This window comes from Arthrobacter sp. NPDC093128 (genome assembly GCF_040683875.1).
Lineage (GTDB): Bacteria > Actinomycetota > Actinomycetes > Actinomycetales > Micrococcaceae > Arthrobacter.
On record NZ_JBFBEY010000006.1, the window covers coordinates 189,880 to 211,414 of the forward strand.

The 21,535-nt window shown below is 66.1% G+C and carries 15 protein-coding genes; 4 read left to right on the forward strand and 11 right to left on the reverse strand.

The window, feature by feature from the left end:
- Positions 1-10 precede the first annotated feature (10 nt).
- A complete protein-coding gene (hrpA, locus tag AB0N24_RS09435; protein ID WP_364123126.1) occupies positions 11-4,036 on the forward strand; it encodes an ATP-dependent RNA helicase HrpA in 4,026 nt (1,341 codons plus the stop codon).
- Positions 4,037-4,119: 83 nt separating this feature from the next.
- Here hrpA and AB0N24_RS09440 read toward each other — a convergent pair whose 3' ends face one another.
- The 3 genes from AB0N24_RS09440 to AB0N24_RS09450 form a co-directional block, all read right to left on the reverse strand.
- Positions 4,120-4,548, reverse strand: coding sequence for an HIT family protein (locus AB0N24_RS09440; protein ID WP_214953002.1), 429 nt, complete (start codon positions 4,546-4,548; stop codon positions 4,120-4,122).
- Positions 4,545-5,726, reverse strand: coding sequence for an NAD(P)-dependent alcohol dehydrogenase (locus AB0N24_RS09445; RefSeq protein ID WP_364123128.1), 1,182 nt, complete (start codon positions 5,724-5,726; stop codon positions 4,545-4,547). Before AB0N24_RS09445 ends, AB0N24_RS09440 begins: the two co-directional genes overlap by 4 nt.
- Positions 5,727-5,788: 62 nt before the next feature.
- A complete protein-coding gene (locus AB0N24_RS09450) occupies positions 5,789-6,625 on the reverse strand; it encodes a sulfurtransferase (RefSeq protein WP_364123130.1) in 837 nt (278 codons plus the stop codon).
- A 136-nt stretch (positions 6,626-6,761) separates the two neighbouring features.
- Here AB0N24_RS09450 and AB0N24_RS09455 point away from each other — a divergent pair, with 136 nt between their 5' ends.
- Positions 6,762-7,862, forward strand: coding sequence for a PLP-dependent cysteine synthase family protein (locus AB0N24_RS09455; protein ID WP_364123132.1), 1,101 nt, complete (start codon positions 6,762-6,764; stop codon positions 7,860-7,862).
- 13 nt (positions 7,863-7,875) lie between these two features.
- Here the strand turns inward: AB0N24_RS09455 and AB0N24_RS09460 are convergent, their stop codons facing one another.
- Both AB0N24_RS09460 and AB0N24_RS09465 read right to left on the reverse strand, forming a co-directional pair.
- Complete coding sequence (locus tag AB0N24_RS09460) at positions 7,876-8,835, reverse strand: IS481 family transposase (RefSeq protein ID WP_364123134.1); 960 nt, start codon at positions 8,833-8,835, stop codon at positions 7,876-7,878.
- A gap of 100 nt (positions 8,836-8,935) precedes the next feature.
- Positions 8,936-9,592, reverse strand: a complete 657-nt coding sequence (locus AB0N24_RS09465) for an MBL fold metallo-hydrolase (protein WP_364123136.1) — start codon at positions 9,590-9,592, stop codon at positions 8,936-8,938.
- 125 nt (positions 9,593-9,717) lie between these two features.
- Here AB0N24_RS09465 and AB0N24_RS09470 point away from each other — a divergent pair, with 125 nt between their 5' ends.
- On the forward strand, positions 9,718-10,182 hold the full coding sequence (locus tag AB0N24_RS09470) for a Fur family transcriptional regulator (protein ID WP_364123233.1): 465 nt from the start codon (positions 9,718-9,720) through the stop codon (positions 10,180-10,182).
- A gap of 17 nt (positions 10,183-10,199) precedes the next feature.
- Here the strand turns inward: AB0N24_RS09470 and AB0N24_RS09475 are convergent, their stop codons facing one another.
- From AB0N24_RS09475 to AB0N24_RS09500, 6 genes are all read right to left on the reverse strand, one after another.
- Positions 10,200-11,078 (reverse strand): metal ABC transporter permease, encoded by an 879-nt coding sequence (locus AB0N24_RS09475; RefSeq protein ID WP_364123138.1) that lies wholly within the window; start codon positions 11,076-11,078, stop codon positions 10,200-10,202.
- Complete coding sequence (locus tag AB0N24_RS09480) at positions 11,079-11,894, reverse strand: metal ABC transporter ATP-binding protein (RefSeq protein ID WP_364123140.1); 816 nt, start codon at positions 11,892-11,894, stop codon at positions 11,079-11,081.
- Positions 11,895-12,057: 163 nt separating this feature from the next.
- Positions 12,058-13,023, reverse strand: coding sequence for a zinc ABC transporter substrate-binding protein (locus AB0N24_RS09485; protein ID WP_364123142.1), 966 nt, complete (start codon positions 13,021-13,023; stop codon positions 12,058-12,060).
- Positions 13,024-13,158: 135 nt separating this feature from the next.
- Positions 13,159-14,229 (reverse strand): hemolysin family protein, encoded by a 1,071-nt coding sequence (locus AB0N24_RS09490; RefSeq protein WP_364123144.1) that lies wholly within the window; start codon positions 14,227-14,229, stop codon positions 13,159-13,161.
- Complete coding sequence (locus AB0N24_RS09495) at positions 14,226-15,563, reverse strand: hemolysin family protein (protein WP_364123146.1); 1,338 nt, start codon at positions 15,561-15,563, stop codon at positions 14,226-14,228. Before AB0N24_RS09495 ends, AB0N24_RS09490 begins: the two co-directional genes overlap by 4 nt.
- Before the next feature lie 361 nt (positions 15,564-15,924).
- Positions 15,925-17,418, reverse strand: coding sequence for a GuaB1 family IMP dehydrogenase-related protein (locus AB0N24_RS09500; protein ID WP_364123148.1), 1,494 nt, complete (start codon positions 17,416-17,418; stop codon positions 15,925-15,927).
- A 283-nt stretch (positions 17,419-17,701) separates the two neighbouring features.
- Here AB0N24_RS09500 and AB0N24_RS09505 point away from each other — a divergent pair, with 283 nt between their 5' ends.
- Positions 17,702-21,511, forward strand: coding sequence for a multifunctional oxoglutarate decarboxylase/oxoglutarate dehydrogenase thiamine pyrophosphate-binding subunit/dihydrolipoyllysine-residue succinyltransferase subunit (locus AB0N24_RS09505; protein WP_364123150.1), 3,810 nt, complete (start codon positions 17,702-17,704; stop codon positions 21,509-21,511).
- The last annotated feature ends 24 nt before the right edge of the window (positions 21,512-21,535 follow it).

Here is a 21,535-nt window from a genome sequence, read left to right on the forward strand (position 1 = left end):
GGTTCCAGCCATGACTTTTCATATTTCGTACCCCGCCGAGCTGCCGGTCTCCGAGCGCCGCGAGGACCTGATGGTCGCCATAGCGGCCAACCAGGTGACCATCATTGCCGGCGAGACCGGTTCCGGTAAGACCACGCAGATTCCGAAGATGTGCTTGGAACTGGGCCTGGGTGAGAACGGACTGATCGGCCACACCCAGCCGCGCCGGCTCGCTGCCCGCACGGTGGCCGAACGCATCGCCGAAGAACTAGGCGTGGAGATCGGCCAGGAGGTGGGCTTCCAGGTCCGCTTCACCGGCGAGGTCAGCCGGTCCACCAAGGTCAAACTCATGACTGACGGCATCCTGCTGGCGGAGATCCAGCGCGACAAGCTGCTGCGCAAGTACAACGCCATCATCATCGATGAAGCCCACGAGCGCAGCCTCAACATCGACTTCATCCTCGGGTACCTCAAGCGCATCCTGCCGCAGCGCCCCGACCTGAAGATCATCATTACGTCCGCCACCATCGACCCCGAGCGGTTCGCCAAGCACTTCGGCACGGAGGAGGATCCCTCCCCCATCATCGAGGTTTCCGGCCGGACGTTCCCGGTGGAAATCCGGTACCGGCCGCTCTCCCAGCCGGCTGGCGGGGCCGCATCTGCCGGCGACGATGAAGACAACTCCTCCGACGACGAACTCGAGGAGGACCGCGACCCGCTCGACGCCGTCTGCGACGCCGTCGACGAACTGGCCCTCGAAGCGCCGGGCGACATCCTCATCTTCTTCTCCGGCGAGCGCGAAATCCGCGACGCCGCCGAGGCCCTCAACGCCCGGATCCAGTCCAACCGGCGGCTGGCCGGCACCGAGGTGCTGCCGCTCTTTGCCCGGCTGAGCCTGCAGGAGCAGCACAAGGTCTTCCACCCCGGCCGCAATCGACGGATTGTGCTGGCCACCAACGTCGCGGAAACCTCCCTCACCGTGCCCGGCATCAAGTACGTCGTGGACACGGGCACAGCGCGCATTTCGCGGTACTCGCACCGGACCAAGGTGCAGCGGCTGCCCATCGAGCGTGTCTCCCAGGCCTCGGCCAACCAGCGTTCCGGGCGCTGCGGCCGTGTCTCCGACGGCATCGCCATCCGGTTGTATTCGGAAGAGGACTACGAGTCCAGGCCGCAGTTCACGGATCCCGAGATCCTGCGCACCAACCTCGCAGCCGTCATCCTGCAGATGACGGCCATGGGCGTGGCCCGCGGCCCCAAGGACGTGGAGAACTTCCCGTTCGTGGAGCCGCCGGACTCCCGCGCCATCAACGACGGCGTCACCCTCCTCCGGGAACTCGGCGCCTTGACTGCGGCGCGCCCGCAGGAACAGGCGGCCGACGGCGGACACCCGGCCGACGCGCGCCCCCGCGGCGGCCGCCCGGCAGGTGCTGCGGGCGGGAGGAACAGCGGCGGGCTGACCGCCGTCGGGCAGCAGCTTGCCCAGCTGCCCGTGGACCCGAGGCTCGGCCGGATGATCGTGGAGTCCGGCAAGCGCGGCTGCGTCCGGGAAGTCATGATCCTCGCCGCGGCCCTGACCATCCAGGACCCGCGCGAGCGCCCTACCGACAAGCAGCAGCTCGCCGCCGAGAAGCATGCGCGGTTCCGGGATGAGAACTCGGACTTCACCGGCTTCCTGAATCTCTGGAATTATCTCCAGGAGAAGCAGCAGGAGCTTTCCTCCACCCAGTTCCGCAGGCTTTGCCGCGCCGAGTTCATCAACTACCTCCGCGTCCGGGAATGGCAGGACCTGTTCGCCCAGCTCCGCCAGCTTGCCAGGCCGCTGGGCATCAGCCTCGACAACAAGCGTCTGGCCGATCCGGTGGGCAACCACGAGGGCATCCACATCAGCCTGCTCTCGGGCCTGCTGAGCCATATCGGCATCCTCGACGAGCGCAAGCGCGAATACGCGGGCGCCCGCGGCAGCCGGTTCGCGGTCTTCCCCGGCTCGGCACTGTTCAAGAAGTCGCCCACCTTCGTGATGGCCGCGGAACTCGTCGAGACGAGCCGGCTGTGGGCCCGCGTGGCGGCGAAGTTCGATCCGCTCTGGGCCGAACAGGTGGCGCCGGACCTCGTCAAACGCAGCTACAGCGAACCGCACTGGTCCAAGAAGATGGGCTCGGTGATGGCCCACGAGAAGGTCACGCTCTACGGGGTGCCCATCATTGCCAGCCGGCGGATCAACTACGGCAAGGTGGACCCGGAACTGTGCCGGGAGCTGTTCATCCGGCATGCCCTCGTCGAGGGCGACTGGCAGACCCACCACAAGTTCTTCCACCGCAACCGGGCCCTGCTCCACGAAGTCGAGGAGCTCGAGGCCCGGATGCGGCGCCGGGACATCCTGGTGGACGACGAAACACTGTTCGGGTTCTATGACGCCCGGATCGGCAAGGACGTGGTGTCCGAGCGCCACTTCGACAAGTGGTGGAAGGAAGCCCGGCAGAAGGATCCCGCGCTGCTCGACTTCGACCAGGCGCTCCTGATCAGCGAGGACGCCGACGCCCTCGACGATTCGGCCTACCCGAAGACCTTGCTGCACAAGGGCTTCGAACTGCCCCTGAGCTACGAGTTCCACCCCGTTGCGCCGGGCTCCCCGCCCAACCCGTCCGACGGCGTCACGGCTGAGGTGCCCGTGCTCTTCCTGAACCAGCTGGACGACGCCGCGTTCCGCTGGCTCATTCCGGGCCAGCGGGTGGAGCTCGTCACGGCCCTGATCAAGTCGCTGCCCAAGCAGGTGCGCAAGAACTTCGTTCCCGCCCCGGATGTCGCGCGACAGGCGGTGGCCGCACTGGAGGCCGACTTCGATCCCGCCGCCGACGAACTGGAGCCCTCCCTGGAGCTGGTCCTGCGCCGGATCCGCGGACAGGTCATCCCGCCGGGTTCCTGGAACTGGGATGCCGTGCCGTCCCACCTTCGCGTGAGTTTCCGGGTGGTCGATTCCAAGGGCAGGACCCTGGATGAAGGCAAGGACCTCGCGGAACTGCAGGAACGGCTCGCACCGGCCACGAGACGGGCCATCGCCGAATCCCTTGGTGCAACCCCGGTGACGACGGCCCCCAAGGGGCCGAGGGGCGGGCAGTCCACGCGGTCCCCGCAGGCGGCAGGCGGCTTTGCGGCGTCCCCGGACGGGGCAGGCACCCCGGGCTTCGCTGAGAAGACCGGGCTGACCGACTGGGGCTTTGGCACTGTGCAGCGCCAGGTCCAGGGTGTAGTGAAGGGGCACACTGTCACCGGCTACCCCGCCTTGGTCGATGAGGGCTCCTCCGTTGCGCTTCGGCTGTTCCAGACCTCGTCCGAACAGGAACAGGCCATGCGCGGCGGCGTCATACGCCTGCTGGCGCTGAAAGTGCCGCCGCCGGACCGGTATGTCCTGGAGCATCTGAACAACACTGAGAAGCTGACGTTCAGCCAGAACCCGCACGGCTCCGTGTCCGCGCTGATCGCAGACTGCGCACTGGCAGCCATCGACAAGCTCACACCGGCCGAACTGCCCTGGGACGAGGCCTCCTTCAAGGCACTGTACGAGCAGGTCCGGGCGGAGCTGATCGACACGGTCTTCACGGTCACCGCCGTCGTCGAACGGATCCTGGCCAGTACGCGCCGGATCGAAAAGCAGCTCAGGGGGACCACCAGCCTGGCCCTGATCAGCGCGCTCAACGATGTGAAAAGCCAGCTCGAACAGCTCGTCTTTCCAGGCTTCGTAGCACGCACGGGCTACGCCCAGCTCAGCCAGCTGCCGCGCTATCTGGCCGCCATCGAGAAGCGCCTCGAGAAACTGCCCGGCAACGTCCAGAGGGACGCCCTGGGCATGGCAGCGGTCCAGGGGCTGGAAGACGACTACGACGACGCCGTCTCCGCACTGCTGCCCGGCCGCCGCGCGGGCTCAGAGTTAACCCAGGTGCGCTGGATGATCGAAGAGCTGCGGGTGAGCCTCTTCGCCGTCGAGCTCGGAACAGCCTATTCCGTCTCGGAGAAGCGGATCCGAGCGGTGCTGAACAAGGCTCTGGCCCCGGCGTAGTCCCCCGGAAGGGGAACTGCGCCAGGGCAACGGCCTCCACATTCCCGCCCGGCCCGAATCCTGCCCGGCAGGGCACCAGGGTGTCAGGATGCGGGAACGTGCTCTCCGTGACCGGCCTGGCGGAGCCCTTCGCGGAGTTTCTCGGCGTTGGCGTCCAGCTCTGCGGGATCGGGATTCTGGTCCGCCGAACCGAAGTCGTAGTCGGCCATGGAGTTGGACGGCCACACGTGGACGTGGAGGTGGTTGACCTCGTACCCGGCCACGATCAGTCCGGCCCGTGCGGCATCAAAAACATCGACCTGGACCGCGCCGATCTTCCGGGCAACCTCCATCACCCGGGCCAGGAGCGCGGGCGGGGCGTCCGTCCAGCGGTCCACTTCCTCGGTGGGAACCACCAGGGTGTGGCCGTCAGCGAGGGGGCCCATGGTCAGGAACGCCACAACGTCCTGGTCGCGCCAGACGAACCGTCCGGGGATCTCGCCGTTGATGATCTTGGTGAAAACGGTGCTCATGCGTCTGCCTTTTCCGATGGGGTCCCGAGGGTACTGGTGTCCAGGACAAAACGATACTTGACGTCGCCTGCGACCATGCGGTCGTACGCCTCGTTCAGCTGGTCGGCGCGCACCACCTCGACGTCGGACACCACGCCGTGTTCGGCACAAAATTCCAGCATCTCCTGGGTCTCGGCGATGCCGCCGATCAGGGAGCCCGCGTAGGCGATCCGGCGCCGGATCAGGGTCCCCGGATTGACCGGCGGCATTGCTTCGGACGGCAGGCCCAGCTGGAACAGCGCTCCGTCCAGGCGCAGGGTCCGGAAGTAGGGGTTGAGGTCATGCGGTGCCGCGACTGTGTCGATGATGACGTCAATGCTCCGGTTTGCAGCTGCCATGGACGCTTCGTCACGGGACAGGATGACATCGTCGGCGCCAAGTTCGCGGGCCGCCGCAAACTTCGATTCGGAGGTGGTGAACACCTTCACCTCGGCGCCCATGGCCTTGGCGAGCTTCACGGCCATGTGGCCCAGTCCGCCCAGGCCCACCACTCCCACGACGTCCCCGGCCTCGACGTCGAAATGCCGCAGCGGTGAGTAGGTGGTGATGCCGGCGCAGAGCAGCGGCGCAACGGCGGCGGGGTCAAGGTTTTCCGGAACCCGCAGCACGTAGCGGCGGTCCACCACCACCGAAGTCGCGTAGCCGCCCTGGGTAACGGAGTTTCCGTTGCGGGCATCCGTTGCCCCGTACGTGCCGGTCATGCCGTTTTCGCAGTATTGCTCCAGTCCGTCCAGGCAACTGTCGCATTCCCGGCAGGAATCCACCATGCAGCCCACGCCGACCAGGTCACCCGGAGCGAAATCCCCGACGGCGGCACCTACCCGGCTGACACGGCCGACGATTTCGTGGCCGGGCACCAGCGGGTATTTCTGCGCGCCCCACTCGCCGCGTGTTGCGTGCACGTCCGAGTGGCAGAGCCCGCAGAATTCGATGGCGATCTCGACGTCGTCGTCCTTCGGAGCCCGGCGGGCGACGGTCAGCGGCACAAGGCCACTGTCGCTGGCCGTGGCGCCGTACGCCGCGGCCAGCCGCGGGCTGGAAACAGGTGGGGATCCAAGGGCATGGGGTGCGGCCTCAGGGATCGGAGTGCCCGGGATGGGCTTGGCAAGGGGTGGCGGTACGGGTCGTCCGGGAGTCATGCTCCGACGCTACCCCCGCCCCGTCCGCTGTTCCAATCGGAGCCGGGCCAACGGTGCCAGCCTTAGGGAGCTGCCCCCGTCGCCACCTCGTTCGCAGGGTCGTTGGACCATTGGGAAAACGATCCGGGATACAGCGCCGCCGGGAAGCCGGCGATTTCCAGGGCAGCGATCTCGTGCGCTGCCGTTACGCCCGAGCCGCAGTAGACGGCGGTGGGCACGTCCGGACGCACCCCCAGGGCAGTGAAACGGTCCCGCAGCTCCTCAGGGGGCAGGAACCTTCCGTCGGTTCCGATGTTTCCGGTCGTGGGGGCACTCACAGCGCCGGGAATGTGCCCTGCCCGCGGATCGACCGGTTCGATCTCACCGCGGTAGCGCTCCCCCGCCCGCGCGTCCAGCAGCACGCCGCGCCCGGGCCACTCCGCGGCCTGGGCTGCACCGATCACCGGCATCGCACCCTCGGTCAGCGTGACATCGCCCAGCGAGGCCTGTTCGAGGCCGCCTTCGACGGGGTATCCGGCCGCCCGCCAGGCGGACAGGCCGCCGTCTAGCAGGAAGACGGTGGAAAGACCGGCGTTGCGGAGCATCCACCAGAGCCTCGCCGCAGCAGTGCTGCCCGTGTCGTCGTACGCAACCACGACGTCGTTGTCCCGGATGCCCCAGCACCGCGCCGATTCCTGGAACTGCTGCAGCGGCGGCAAGGGATGCCTGCCCTGGCCCGGATCCGCCGGCGCTGCCAGCTTGGTGGGCAGGTCAACGTAGACCGCGCCGGGAATGTGGGCCGCCAGGTAGTGCTCGCGGCCGTGGGGATCGCCCAGCGCCCAGCGCACGTCCAGCAGAACGGTGCGCTCACCGGAGGTCATCCGGTGGTTCAGCGCGGACACGTCCATCAGGGGGTTCATCAAATCTCCTTTGGTTCGGATGACAGGCTGTCAGGTCCGGTGCAGGAAACGCGCCTATGCGCAAGGCTTTGCTGCCGGCGGCCAGCCGACTCCAACTGTAGCCGTGGAGGCCCGCTGTCCCGGGTAGGCTGAATCGGTGAGCAGAGCAGGTAACCGTGTGAGCAGCCAGGACCGCGCCTGGGCCGATGAAGCCGTCCGCAGGATCAACGCTGAAAACAACAGGTCGGCGGACACGCATCTGTACTCCGTCGCGCTGCCGGAACACTGGGGCGTCCAGCTGTACCTGAAGGACGAATCCACGCACCGCTCGGGCAGCCTCAAGCACAGGCTGGCACGCTCGCTGTTCCTCTTCGGCCTGGTCAACGGCTGGATCCGGGAAGGCACCACCATCGTGGAGGCCTCGAGCGGCAGCACGGCCGTCTCCGAGGCCTACTTCGCCCAGCTCCTTGGCCTGCCGTTCATCGCCGTCATGACCCGCACCACCAGTCCGGAGAAGATCGACCTGATCGAGCAGTTCGGCGGCTCCTGCCTCCTGGTGGACCACGCCTCGGAGGTCTACGCCGCCGCGGAGGAAGTCGCCGCGACAGCCCGCGGGCACTACATGGACCAGTTCACCTACGCCGAGCGTGCCACCGACTGGAGGGGGAACAACAACATCGCCGAGTCCATCTTCGGGCAGCTGGCCCTCGAAGAGCACCCCATCCCCCGGTGGATCGTGGTGGGCGCGGGCACCGGCGGCACCAGCGCCACCATCGGCAGGTACCTGCGCTACCACCGCCACGACACGGAGCTCGCCGTCGTGGACCCGGAGAACTCCGCCTTCTACCCCGGCTGGCGGGACGGTGTGGCCGACTTCAGCACGGGGCTGCCTTCCCGCATCGAGGGAATCGGCCGGCCGCGGATGGAGCCGAGCTTCGTGCCCGCGGTGATCGACCACATGATCCAGGTGCCCGATGCCGCGTCGGTGGCCGCGATGCGGCACCTGCGCGGCCTCGCAGGACTGCACGCCGGACCTTCCACCGGGACCAACCTCTGGGGCGTGTGGCAGCTGATCGCGAAGATGGTCGCGGACGGGACGCAGGGCAGCGTGGTCTCGCTGATGTGCGACGCCGGAGACCGGTACGCGGGGAGTTACTACAACGACGCGTGGCTTCAGGCGCGCGGCCTGGACCCTCGGCCGCACGAGGCCACCATCAGGGATTTCTTCGATAAAGGAACCTGGCCCGGAGGGAGCTAGATGTACTCGGCCATCAGGTTAGTGACACTCGCATGATCGGGGTGCCTTTGATGGCGGCGTGGATGCGTTCAGTGTTGTAGTAGTTCAGCCACGGGTCAAGTGCCTTTGCTCGTTCGGTGTTGCTGGTAAATGGCTTGGCGTAGGCCCATTCGGTTGCCAGGGTCCGGTTGAAACGCTCGATCTTTCCATTGGTCCACGGGCAGTGAGGTTTTATGAACCGCTGTTCGGCGCCGAGCTGTGCGGCGGCGGCTTTGAAAGCGGCGGACTTCCGGTAGGCGAAGGCGTTGTCGGTGATGATGCGTTCGATTGTCCTGATGCCCTGCGCTTTGAAGTACGCGGCGGCTCGGAGGAGGAATGCCGCCGCGGTCGGGCCTTTCTCGTCGGGGTGGATTTCGGCGTAGGCCAAGCGGCTGTGGTCATCGATGGCGGCGTGGATGTAGTCGAATCCAATGCCGCGCCCGCGGACCTTCTCCGAGCGGCCATGGGCGCGCCAGCCCCCGCCGTCAGGGATCCTTCCGAGTTTCTTGACGTCCACGTGGATCAGCTCTCCCGGGCGCTGGCGTTCGTAACGGACCGCCGTTGACCGTGTGGCCCGGATGAGGGCACCGGTGACGGGGTCGCAGGCAGCAAGAGGTGGAAGGCCGCGTCGGGCGAGGATCCGCGAGATGGTTCGTTCGGGAACCCCGGTGGCACGGCTCAACCGCGCCGGCCCGCACCGGAACTCCGTCCTGGCCGTGATGACCGCGTCCTCCCGCTCGGCGCTGGTCTTGGACGGGGTCCGGTGCGGACGGCTGGACCTGTCGAGAAGACCCGCCTCAGCCTCCGCACGGAACCGCTTCACCCAGCGGTGAGCGCACTGCCGGGAGACACCCAATTCCTTCGCCACGTGGGCGACAGGCCGATGATCACCAATCACTCTTTCAACGAGAAGAAATCTCCCATGAAAGGTCAGACGGGCATTAGCGTGGGACATGAGGACCTCCGTGGCCGTGAAGATGTCAGATACCTCCACTAAGCCCCGGGGGTCCTCCTCACTTCAAGACTGATGTCACCAACGTCATGGCCAAGTACAGCTAGACCTCCACCGAATCGCCGCTGGAAAGGTGCGCATATTCGGTGCCGTACTTGGCCCCCAACCGCTTCACGTGCCCTTCAATGAGGCCGAGTCCGGTTTCGTTCAGCAGGGCGTCGTGGATGGGGAACGCCTTGGCGGCGCGGACCCCGATGACGAAGTCCACCACCTCGCCCACTTTGTTCCAGGGCGCGTGGACCGGCACCAGGAGCGTCCGGACCGCGATGCCGTCCGGAATAACGAAGGAGTCCCCCGGGTGGTACACATTGGAGTCGATGAGGTATCCGATGTTGGCCACCACGGGTATCTGCGGATGAATCAGCGCGTGTTGCCCGCCAAAAGTCCGCACGTCGAATCCGGCAGCCGTGAACGTCGAGCCCGGGTCCACGGCATGGATCCGCGGGGCCGCTGACGGCGCTTCGGACCGAAGCTTCGCTGCTACACCAGCGGGTGCAAAGACCTGCAGCGCATCATTGCCCTGCAGGGCCCCGACAACAGCCGGGACATCAACGTGGTCGCCGTGTTCGTGCGTGATCAGGACGGCCCCGGCGGAGTCGAGGGCAGGGCCGGTTTCGGAGAACGTGCCGGGATCCAGCACGAGCGCCTGGCCGTCCTTCTCGAGCCGGATACAGGCGTGGGTGTATTTGGTCAACTTCATGGAGCCAGCCTAGGGTGGCCCGCACGGCAGTGTCCATGAACGGCCATGCATGGACGGCAATGCCCATGAACCCCGGCTGGTAATCTTGGACATTGCCAACACCCCTCAGGGAAGCGAGTCCATCCATGGCCCACGGCGCCAAAGCCGACGGCACGAAGCTAGCCGCACCGGCTACCACCGGCGGCAGGGAGCAGCGTGTCACCAAGCAGCGACTGGCGGTGAGCGCCGCCCTGGATGAGCTTGACGACTTCGTCAGCACCCAGGAGCTCTACCGGATCCTGCAGAACCAGGGCACCTCCGTGTCGCTGGCCACTGCCTACCGGATCCTGCAGTCGCTCGCCGACGACGGGCTGGTGGATGTCCTGCGCAACGGCGAGGGCGAGGCCGTGTACCGGAGGTGCGCCGTCACCGGCCACCACCATCATCTGCTGTGCCGCAACTGCGGCAAGGCTGTGGAAGTCGAGGCTCCCGCGGTAGAGACCTGGGCCGCACGGACTGCAGCGGAGCACGGCTACACCGAAGTGGCCCACACCGTTGAGATCTACGGCCTGTGCCCGGACTGCACGGCACGGAAGGCCGCGGGAGGCTAGGCGTACGCCTAAGCCGCTCAGGCCTCCGCCGGGAGCACGCGCCCGTTCAGGCCGCGCCCGGCCCGTACACCGCCGACGATGCGGCACACAACGTAGATCAGGAACGACAGCGTGGTCACGTACGGGCTGATCGGAATCCGGCCCCCAAGGGCTAGCATGATCCCGCCCACCGTGGCAGTCACCGCGAAGGCAACACTGAGCGTCACCACCAGACGGGGTGAGGACGTCACGCGCAGCGCCGCAGCCGCAGGGGTGATCAGCAAAGCGAGCACCAGCAGTGCCCCCACTATCTGGATGGACAGCGCCACGCTGATTCCCAGCAGCACCATAAAGCCGATGCCCAGCGTCCGGACAGGCACACCGCGCGCTTCCGCCACCTCCGGGTCCACGCTGGCAAAAGTGAGCGGACGCCAGATCGCCACCAGGGCAATCATCACCACCAGGGCGGCCGTGGCCAGCACCTGGAGCTGGACGGTGTCCACGGACACGATCTGCCCCGTCAGGAGGCCGAACTTGTTTGAAGCCCGCCCCTCGTAAAGCGAGAGGAACAGGATGCCCAGGCCAAGGCCGAACGGCATGATGACGCCAATAATGGAATTCTTGTCCCGGGCGCGGACGCCCATCACTCCCAGGAGCAGCGCCGCGAGCACCGAACCGATGAGGGATCCGAAAACGATGTCTGCCCCGATCAGCAGCGCAAACGCTGCGCCGGCGAAGGACAGCTCGGAGATGCCGTGGACCGCGAAGGCGAGGTCACGCTTCATCACGAAGGTGCCCATGAGGCCGCCCAGCAGGCCGAGCAGCGCGCCGGCCCAGATGGAGTTCTGCACCAGGGCCAGGAGCTCGCCGTAGTTCTCGAAATTGAAAATGGCACGCAGGATGCTGTCGAAATCCATTTAGCCCACCTCCCCTGCCACGGAGTGTGCGTCCTCGTGGTGGTGGGTTGCGGCCTCGGGCAGCCCCACCACGATCATCCGGCCGTTGGCGTGGATCACTTCCACCCGGCTGCCGTAGAGGCCGGAGAGCACCTCGGTAGTCATCACTTCGGACGGCTTGCCCACCCGGAACCGTCCGCCGGCAAGGTAGAGGACGCGGTCCACGTAATCGATGATCGGGTTGATCTCGTGCGTTACGAAGACCACGGCGCTGTCCTGGCTGCGGCACTGCTTGTTGATCAGTGCGCTGACAGCCTGCTGATGCTGAAGGTCCAAAGAGAGCAGCGGCTCGTCGCACAGGAGGACCTGCGGATCCGCGGCCAGCGACTGGGCCACCCTGAGCCGCTGTTGTTCACCGCCGGAGAGCTGACCCACCGGCACCTTGGCGTACTCCGTGGCGCCGACAAGGTCCAGCAGTTCATCGATCCGGCGGTTGGTTTTGGCGGCACCCACCCGCAGGCCCCAGCGGTGGCCGTCAACGCCCAGGCCCACAAGGTCCCGGGCGCGCAGGGGCGTGTCCGGTGCGAATGATTTCTGCTGCGGAATGTAGCCGATCAGGTTGCTTCCCCGTTCCACCGGGCGGCCACCCAAGGTCGCCGACCCGGAATGGAGCTCCTGGAGTCCCAGCAGGACCTTCAGGAACGTGGTCTTTCCGCTGCCGTTCGGGCCGAGGACGGCAAAGAACTCGCCGGGATTGATGTCGAGGTCCAGGTCCTCCCAGAGCGTCCGTTTGCCGAACTTCAGGGTGGCTCCGCGGAGGCTCACTACCGGTTTCAACGTTCTTTATCCTCGATTCATGCGGGGCGAAGCGCCCCCACCATCTTAGGACGGCCCGTCCAAGGATGGTTCAATCAGGCACGGTCCGCTGCCGGCGGTCCAGTTACGGTCCGCTGCCGGCGGTCCAGTTACGGCGTCCTGCCGGCGGTCCCGTTGCGGCGGGCTACTTGCCCAGCGCGTGCTTGATGCTGTCCACGTTGGCGGTCATCCACTGAACGTACGTCTTCCCGTCGGGCAGGGTTTCGCTGAAGTCAAGCACCGGAACCCCCGCTCCCTCGGCCGCCTTCTTCAGGGCCTGCGTCTGCGGGCCTTCGGTCTGTGTGTTGTACGCCAGGAACTTGATGTCCTTTGAACCGGCCAGTTCCGTGGCTTCCTTGAGCGCCGCGGGCGGCACATCGGAGCCTTCCTCGATTGCGGCCGTATAGTCCGCCGGCGTTTTGTTCACCAAGCCGGCGGCTTCGAGCAGGTAAAGGGGTACAGGTTCAGTGACGGCCACGGGCGCCTGCGCGGCCGTCGCCGTGAGGCCGGTGACCTGCGCGTTGAGCCCGGAAATCTCCTGCTTGAACGCGGCGGCATTGGCCTGGAAGGTCGGTGCCGAGGCCGGCTCCAGCGCTGCGAGTTTGGCTTCAACGGCATCGGCCAGCTTGGTCATGGCGCCGAGGTTGTACCAGACATGTTCGTTGAAGGCTCCGTGGTCATGGGAGTGACCGTGGTCGTCGGCCTCGGCTGTGGAACCGGCAGCCGGCTCCTTCTCGGGGGCAAGCCCGGACACCTCAACGGCGCTGATGATGTTGTCATGGCCCAGGTTGCCGTCATCGGCAAGCTTGTGGATGAAGTCGTCATAGCCGCCGCCGTTTTCAACGACCAGCCTGGCTTTGGAGACCGCCAGTTTGTCCTGGGTGGTGGCCTCGTAGGAATGCGGATCCTGGCTGGCCTTGGTGATGAGTGCCTTGACATTGACCTTGTCCCCGCCGATTTCGCGGACGATGTCCCCGTAGACGTTCGTGGAGGTGACCACCTCGATGGCGCCGGAACCCGCCTGCTGGCTGCCCGCCGTCGTACTGCAGGCTGACAGCAGCATGCTCAGGCCGGCAAGGGCGGTGACGGAAAGGACGGCTGAACGGCGCACGGAAGGACCTCGGATCTGGTTGTTCGGACTTGCTACATGAGAATCAGGAGCATTAGCAACAAGACGAGTGTAGCCCTAAATGGGAATGATTCCTATTTAGGGCTACGCCGGTCAGGCACGGTGCGCTGCCGGCGGCTACTCTCCGTCCGGCTGACCCAGCCGGCGGATACCCTTCGCCTGGGTCGCATCGCGGATCTCGCCGACCAGCTGCTCGATCACGTCTTCCAGGAACAGCACGCCCCGGGTGTTCCCCTCGGGTCCCATGACGCGGGCCAGGTGCGAACCGGTGCGCTGCATCACGGACATCGCTTTCTCGATCTCGTCGTCCATGGACAGGTTCGCCAGGGACCTGATCCGGCTTTCCGCAATCGGATGCTCGTAGTCGCCTTCCGGGATGGACAGCACATCCTTGATGTGGAGGTAGCCCGACAACATGCCGTCCTCGTCCATCATCGGGAAGCGGGAGAACCCGGTGCGGCTCACTGCCTTTTCGAACTCAACCGGCGTGGTGGCCGCTTTCATCATGACCAGCTTGTCCAGCGGGACCATGATGTGGGATGCCGTATGTTCCGAGAATTCCAATGCACCCGTGATCAGTCCGGCATCATCGTCCACCAGCCCGTGCCGGGTGGATTCCTGCACGATCGACTGGACTTCCTCCAGCGTGAACGAGGAGTTGACCTCATCCTTGGGTTCGATCCGCATGGCGCGGAGGATGTGGTTTGCGGACCAGTTGAGGGCCGCAATGGCCGGATTCACGAGCCGCGCAATGAACATGAGCGGCGGCGCCAGCAACAAGGCCGCCTTGTCCGCGACGGAAACCGAAATGTTCTTCGGCACCATCTCGCCGAAGGTCACATGCAGGAAGGTCACCACGAGGAGCGCCACGGTGAACGCCACGACATCGGCGATTTCCATCGGCAGGCCCACTGTTTCCAGGGGCACCGCCATCAGGTGGTGGATCGCGGGTTCGGCCACCTGCAGGATCAGCAGGGAACAGACCGTGATGCCCAGCTGCGCACAGGCCAGCATCAGCGAGACATTTTCCATGGCCCGCAGCGTGGTCTGGGCCCGCATGGACCCGGCTTCCGCCAGCGGCTCGATCTGGCTCCGGCGTGCCGACATCACGGCGAACTCTGCGGCCACGAAGAAGGCGTTGCCGATCAGGAGGATGACGAGCCACAGGATTCCTACCCAGTCGCTCATGCGGTGCCTCCTTTGCCGGCAACATGCTCTTCGCCGTGGACAGGAGAGGGCTTGAAGCAGATCCGGTCGATCCGGCGGCCCTCCATGCGGGTCACGCTCAGTGTTCCGCCTCCGACGTCGACCCTGTCCCCCACCACCGCAATCCGGCCGAGCTGGCTCATGACATAGCCGCCGACCGTCTCGTAGGCGGACTCATCGGGAACTGTCAGGCCGGGAATCTGTTCGGAGAGCTCGTCCGGGCGCAGCAGCCCCGGGAAGTACCAGTCGCCCGAAGCGCTCTGGAGGAGCCCGGGCCTGACTTTGTCGTGTTCATCCGCGACTTCGCCGACGATTTCCTCGACGAGGTCTTCCAGCGTGGCAATGCCGGCCGTGCCGCCGTATTCGTCCAGCACGACGGCGAGCTGCAGGTTTCCTTCCCGCAGTTCAGCCAGGAGTGCATCCAGGTGGATGGTTTCGGGCACCCGCAGCACGTCCGTCATGATGGCGCCGGCTTCGAGGTTGATGCGCCGGTCCCAGGGCACGGCGATTGCCTTCTTGACGTGAACCAGGCCGCGGATGTCGTCCGCGGACTCGCCGATGATCGGGAAACGCGAATACCCCGTGCGCTTCGCGGCGTCCACAATGTCCGACACCGGCTGTTCGGCTGCGATGGTCTCCACCCTGATCCTGGGCGTCATAACGTCCGCGGCCGTGCGGCCGGAGAACTTGAGCGTCCGGTCGATGAAGTTGGCCGTGCCGGCGTCGAGCGTTCCCATGGCGGCGGAGCGCCGCACCAGGGAGGCCAGTTCGGCCGGTGTCCGCGCCCCGGAAATCTCTTCCTTGGCTTCCAGTCCGAAGACGTTCAGCACCTTGTTGGAGAATCCGTTGAGCACGATGATGGCCGGTTTGAAGATCGCGGTGAACACCAGCTGCGGGCGGGCCACTGCCTTGCCGATGGGCAGCGAGAGCGCAATGGCCATGTTCTTGGGGACCAGTTCGCCGATCAGCATCGACAGCAGGGTGGCGATGGTCATGGCGAGCACCAGGGATACTGACGCCGCTGCGGCCTCGGGAACGCCGGCCGCGGCCAGCGGACCTTCCAGCAGCTGTCCGACGGATGGCTCCATGACGTAGCCGGTCAGCAGGGTGGTCAGGGTAATGCCCAGTTGGCAGCTGGAAAGCTGGGTAGATAGCGATTTGAGGCACTTGAGCAGCGGCACGGCCGCGGCGTCGCCGTTGTCCACGGCCCGCTGGACCGTGGCCTGGTCAAGGGCGACGAGGGAAAACTCGACGGCGACGAAGAAGCCCGTGCCAAGGATGAGCAGGAGGCCTGCTCCAAGCAATAACCATTCCATCAGCGGCTGGCCTCCGGATATCCGGCGAGCAGATGTCCCTCACCGGGATCACTGGGCGCCGGGGATCCACAGGGCAAAGAGTGGAAGGTGTTGCCGGGGAAACTGGCCGGCGGAGGATGGTCGGCCGGTGCCGACCCTGTTTCCTGAAAGGCTGCGGCAGAGTGAACTGCTGCAGAGTGATGGGCGCGTGAACGGGGTTTGCCGGCTCTGTGGGTGTGCTGCGGGGAGCTGGTGTTCCTGCTCCGCTGACAGCCCCCAGGCCGGCACCTAGATTTACTGTCCATAAGAGTTTCAGTCTACAGGAGCAGCCACGGCGTACCGGAGCGGCGGGCGGCGGCAGCCGCTCCGATGCCCGCGTCCCTCACCAGCTTTGCGGAACGGGCCGGCCTTCCTCGTAACCGGCCGCAGACTGGATTCCGGCAACGGCACGCTCGCGGAAACCGGCGAGGTCGGCGGCGCCGGCATAGCTCATGGAACTGCGAAGTCCGGCGGTGATCATGTCCACGAGGTCCTCCACACCCGGCCGGGCGGGGTCCAGATACATGCGCGACGTGGATATGCCTTCTTCGAATAGCGCCTTCCGATCCTTTTCGAAGGCGCCTTCACGCTGGTTGCGGTTCTGCACCGCCCTGGCCGACGCCATGCCGAAGCTCTCCTTATATAGGCGGCCGTTCACATCCGGCTGCAGATCCCCCGGGCTTTCGTGTGTACCTGCGAACCACGAGCCGATCATCACCTGGCTTGCCCCGGCCGCCAGCGCCAGGGCAACATCACGCGGGTACCGCACGCCGCCGTCAGCCCAGATCCGCCCTCCCGCGGCGCGCGCCGCAGCCGCGCACTCAAGCACGGCGGACAGTTGGGGGCGGCCCACCGCGGTCATCATGCGGGTGGTGCACATGGCGCCCGGTCCAACGCCCACCTTGACGATGTTCGCGCCGGCGTGGATCAGTTCGCGCGTGGCATCCGCGGTCACGACGTTGCCGGCCACGAGGGGAACGGAGGGGTCCAGGCTGCGGACGGCCGCCAGGGCGTCGAACATCTTCTGCTGGTGCCCGTGGGCCGTATCGATGACGAGTACGTCCACTCCGGCGGCCAGGAGTTCCGCGGCCCGGCCCGCCACGTCACCGTTGATTCCGACGGCGGCAGCCACCTTGAGCTTCCCCTCCGCATCCAGCAGCGGCCGGTAGATGGTGGAACGAAGGGCGCCCTTGCGGGTGAGGACGCCGGCGAGGGAACCGCCCAGCTGAACGGGCGCGAAGTCCGTACCCGCGGAGTCCATAGCCGTAAAAGCAGCCCGGAGCGAGGCATCACGGGCGGCCGGGCCTGTTCCTGCCCCGTCCGCGGCACCGGCGCCGAAACCGGCGCCGAAATCGGCGGCGTCGAGCACCAGGGCCTGCCGCATCACGGACGCGAGGGAGGCAAAACGGTCCTGCCCCTCGCAGTCCGCCGCCCGGACCACTCCGGCAACCTTGCCGGCGTCGTCCACCACCACTACTGCCCCGTGCGGCCGCTTGCCCATCAGGTGGAGGGCGTCGATGACAGTTTCCGAGGCCAGCAGGCTCACCGGAGTTTCGAATACCATGTGGCGGGACTTGATCCAGGCTGTGACGTCCCGGAGCACCTCCAGCGGAACGTCCTGCGGCAGGACCGCCAGCCCGCCGCGGCGGGCCATCGTCTCGGCCATCCGCTTTCCGGTCACGGCCGTCATGTTGGCCACCACCAGAGGGATGGACGAGCCCGTGCCGTCATCGGCTGCAAGGTCCACATCCAGCCGTGACGTCACGTCTGAACGCGAGGGCACCAGGAAGGCATCCGAATAAGTCAGGTCGGTGGACGGTTCACTCAGAAAACGCACGGCTGCTCCTCGTCGAAAAGGGGTTCTCACTGCGAGTCTAGGCGAGGGCGCGCCCCCAGAGGGATGACGACGGGGACGGCTCCGGGGACGGCTCCGGAGGCTTATTCCCGCAATAGTTTCGCCGCTACATGATTTGGGTCACCCTTATTGGCAGTTAACCAAGAATCGTCACTAGACTGGCAAAGGTCTGGGTTCACAGGACGCAGAAACTGGTTCGATTGTTGTGCTGAGGCACCGAAGGCGACCAGAGGGAAATCAAACTCATGGAAGAGGCGTATTTCAAGTGCCAGAGCAGCCTAGCCACCGTCTACCAGAGGAATTTGGCGGAAACGAGTGGCTCGTTGACGAACTGTACGAGCGTTACCAGCAGGACAAGAACACGGTTGATGCCAAGTGGTGGCCGCTGTTCGAATCTTTCGACGCCGGTGACAGCTCGTCTTCCAACGGGACCTCGGGGGCACCGGCGCCCGCCAACCCCGCAACTCGCGAACTTCCAGTTGTAGCTCCCGCTGCGGCAGCACCGGCAGCGTCGCCGGCAGCCCCTGCCAAGCCGGCTGCTCCCGCCCAGCCCGCCGCTGCCCAGCCGCAGGCAGCCCCGGCAAAGAAAGCTCCTGCCACTATTGCCCGCGACGGCGCAAAGAAGCCCGAGTCCGCCGGCACCCCGCCGATCCCGGCGCAGCTGCCCAAGAACATCAAGGCCCCCACGGCACCCGAAGAGGACGTCGTCTCCGTCCTTCGCGGACCGGCGAAGGCCATCGCCTCAAACATGGTCACCAGCCTGGAAGTTCCCACCGCCACCAGCGTCCGGGCCATCCCTGCCAAGCTGCTGATCGACAACCGCGTGGTCATCAACTCCAACCTGGCCCGCGCCCGCGGCGGCAAGGTCTCCTTCACGCACCTGATCGGCTATGCCGTCATCCGCGCGCTGTCCCAGTTCCCCTCCATGAACGTCTACTACGACGAAGTGGACGGCAAGCCCGTAGCGGTCCAGCCGGCACACGTGAACTTCGGCATCGCCATCGACATGCCCAAGCCGGACGGCACCCGCCTGCTGATGGTGCCGAACATCAAGAAGGCGGAGACCCTCAACTTCTCCGAGTTCTGGCACACCTACGAGGACCTGATCAAGCGCGCCCGCAACGGCAAGCTGACGGCGGATGACCACTCGGGCACCACCGTGTCCCTGACCAACCCGGGCGGCATCGGCACTGTGCACTCCGTGCCGCGCCTCTCCAAGGGCCAGGCGGCCATCATCGGCGTCGGCGCACTCGATTACCCGGCCGAGTTCCAGGGCGCCAGCGAGAAGATCATCGCGCACAACGCCATCAGCAAGGTCCTCACGCTGACCTCCACCTACGACCACCGCGTCATCCAGGGTGCCGGCAGCGGCGAATTCCTGAAGCTGGTGCACCAGCTCCTGCTGGGCGCACAGAACTTCTATGACGAGATCTTCGAGTCCCTGCGCATCCCGTACGAACCCGTGCGCTGGAGCCCGGACCTGCAGGTTGACCCCGCCGACCAGATCAACAAGGTCGCCCGGATCCAGCAGCTCATCCACTCCTACCGTGTCCGCGGCCACCTCATGGCGGACACGGATCCCCTGGAGTATGTCCAGCGCAAGCACCCTGACCTGGACGTCCTCACCTACGGACTGACCCTGTGGGACCTTGACCGCGAGTGGCCCACCGGCGGCTTCGGCGGCAAGCCCATGCTCGCGTTCCGCGACATCCTGGGCGTGCTCCGCGACGCCTACTGCCGCACCACCGGCATCGAATACATGCACATCCAGGACCCGGCCGAACGCAAGTGGTTCCAGGACCAGCTGGAGCACCCGTACTCCAAGCCGAGCCGCGAAGAGCAGCTGCGCATCGTATCCAAGCTCAATGCCGCGGAAGCCTTCGAAACCTTCCTGCAGACCAAGTTCGTGGGCCAGAAGCGGTTCTCGCTGGAAGGCGGCGAATCGCTGATCCCGCTGCTGGACGCCATCATCTCCGATGCGGCTGACGACAACCTCGACGAAGTCGCCATCGGCATGGCCCACCGCGGCCGCCTGAACGTGCTCACCAACATCGCCGGCAAGACCTACGCACAGGTCTTCCGCGAATTCGAAGGCACCCAGGACCCGCGCTCCGTGCAGGGTTCCGGCGACGTCAAGTACCACCTCGGCACCGAGGGCACGTTCACGTCGGATAACGGCAAGGAAACCAAGGTCTACCTCGCCGCCAACCCCTCGCACCTCGAGGCCGTGGACTCGGTCCTCGAAGGCATCGTCCGCGCCAAGCAGGACCGCCTGGACCAGGGCGAGGCCTTCCCTGTGCTGCCCATCATGGTGCACGGTGACGCCGCCTTCGCAGGCCAGGGTGTGGTGGCGGAAACGCTCAACCTCTCCCAGCTGCGCGGCTACCGCACCGGCGGTACCATCCACGTGGTCGTCAACAACCAGGTCGGCTTCACCACCGCGCCGTCCTCGTCACGTTCCTCCACCTACTCCACGGACGTCGCCAAGATGATCCAGGCGCCGGTGTTCCACGTGAACGGCGACGACCCGGAGGCAGTGGTCCGCATCGGCCAGCTCGCCTACGAGTTCCGCCAGCGTTTCCACAAGGATGTCGTCATCGACATGGTCTGCTACCGGCGCCGCGGGCACAACGAGGGCGATGACCCCTCGATGACCCAGCCGCTGATGTACAACCTGATCGAAGCCAAGCGTTCGGTGCGCAAGCTGTACACCGAATCGCTGATCGGCCGAGGCGACATCACCGAGGAAGAAGCCGAGCAGCTGCTCCGCGACTACCAGGAGCGGCTGGAACGCGTTTTCGCTGAGACCCACGCGGCCCAGACCTCGCCGATCCCGATCATCACTGCGGATTCCGCCGCCGTGTCGGACATCGAACGGCCCATCGCCCAGCAGGCCGACTTCGGCGTCAACGCACCGGCGTCCACCGCGATTTCCGCCGAAACCCTGGCGCGCATCGGCAAGGCCCACGTTGAAATCCCCGAGGGCTTCACTGTCCACGCCAAGCTCAAGCAACTGCTGGAGAAGCGTGAGCAGATGTCACGCGAAGGCGGCATCGACTGGGGCTTCGGCGAGATCGCCGCCTTCGGCTCGCTCATCATGGAAGGCGTCCCTGTCCGGCTCGCCGGCCAGGACTCACGCCGCGGCACCTTCGTGCAGCGCCACGCTGTTTTCCACGACCGCGCCAACGGCAACGAGTGGCTGCCTCTCGGCAACCTCTCCGATGACCAGGCCAAGCTCTGGATCTACGACTCCCTGCTGTCCGAATACGCCGCCATGGGCTTCGAGTACGGCTACTCGGTTGAGCGCCCTGACGCGCTGGTCCTGTGGGAAGCGCAGTTCGGTGACTTCGTCAATGGTGCCCAGACCATCATCGATGAGTTCATCTCCTCGGCCGAGCAGAAGTGGGGACAACGCTCCTCGCTGGTGCTCATGCTGCCCCACGGCTACGAAGGCCAGGGTCCGGACCACTCGTCCGCACGGATCGAGCGCTTCCTGCAGATGTGCGCCGAAGAGAACATGATCGTGGCCAACCCCACGACGTCGGCCTCCCACTTCCACCTGCTGCGCCGCCAGGCGTACAGCCGGCCGCGGAAGCCGCTCATCATCTTCACACCCAAGCAGCTGCTCCGCCTGAAGGCCGCAGCCTCGTCGGTGGAAGACTTCACCACGGGCGCCTTCCAGCCCGTCATCGGTGAGCACGAGCACCTGCAGGCAGATGCTGTCGAGCGTGTGCTGCTGGTCTCCGGCCGGCTGTACTACGATCTCCTGTCCACCCGGCAGAAGACCGGCGACAAGACCACCGCGATCGTCCGCGTCGAGCAGCTCTACCCGCTGCCCGCCGCTGAAATCGCTGCCGAGCTCGCCAAGTACCCGAACGCCGAAGTGGTGTGGGCACAGGACGAACCCGCCAACCAGGGTCCGTGGCCGTTCATGGGCCTGAACCTGCCCGAGGCACTGGACCGCAGGGTCAGGCTGGTTTCCCGTCCGGCCTCGGCCTCCACGGCCGCCGGTTCCATGAAGCGGCACGCCGCGGAGCAGGATGCCCTCCTTAAGCAGGCGTTCGCACGGAAGTAGCTTGAACGCTGCCCGGTCGGAGCT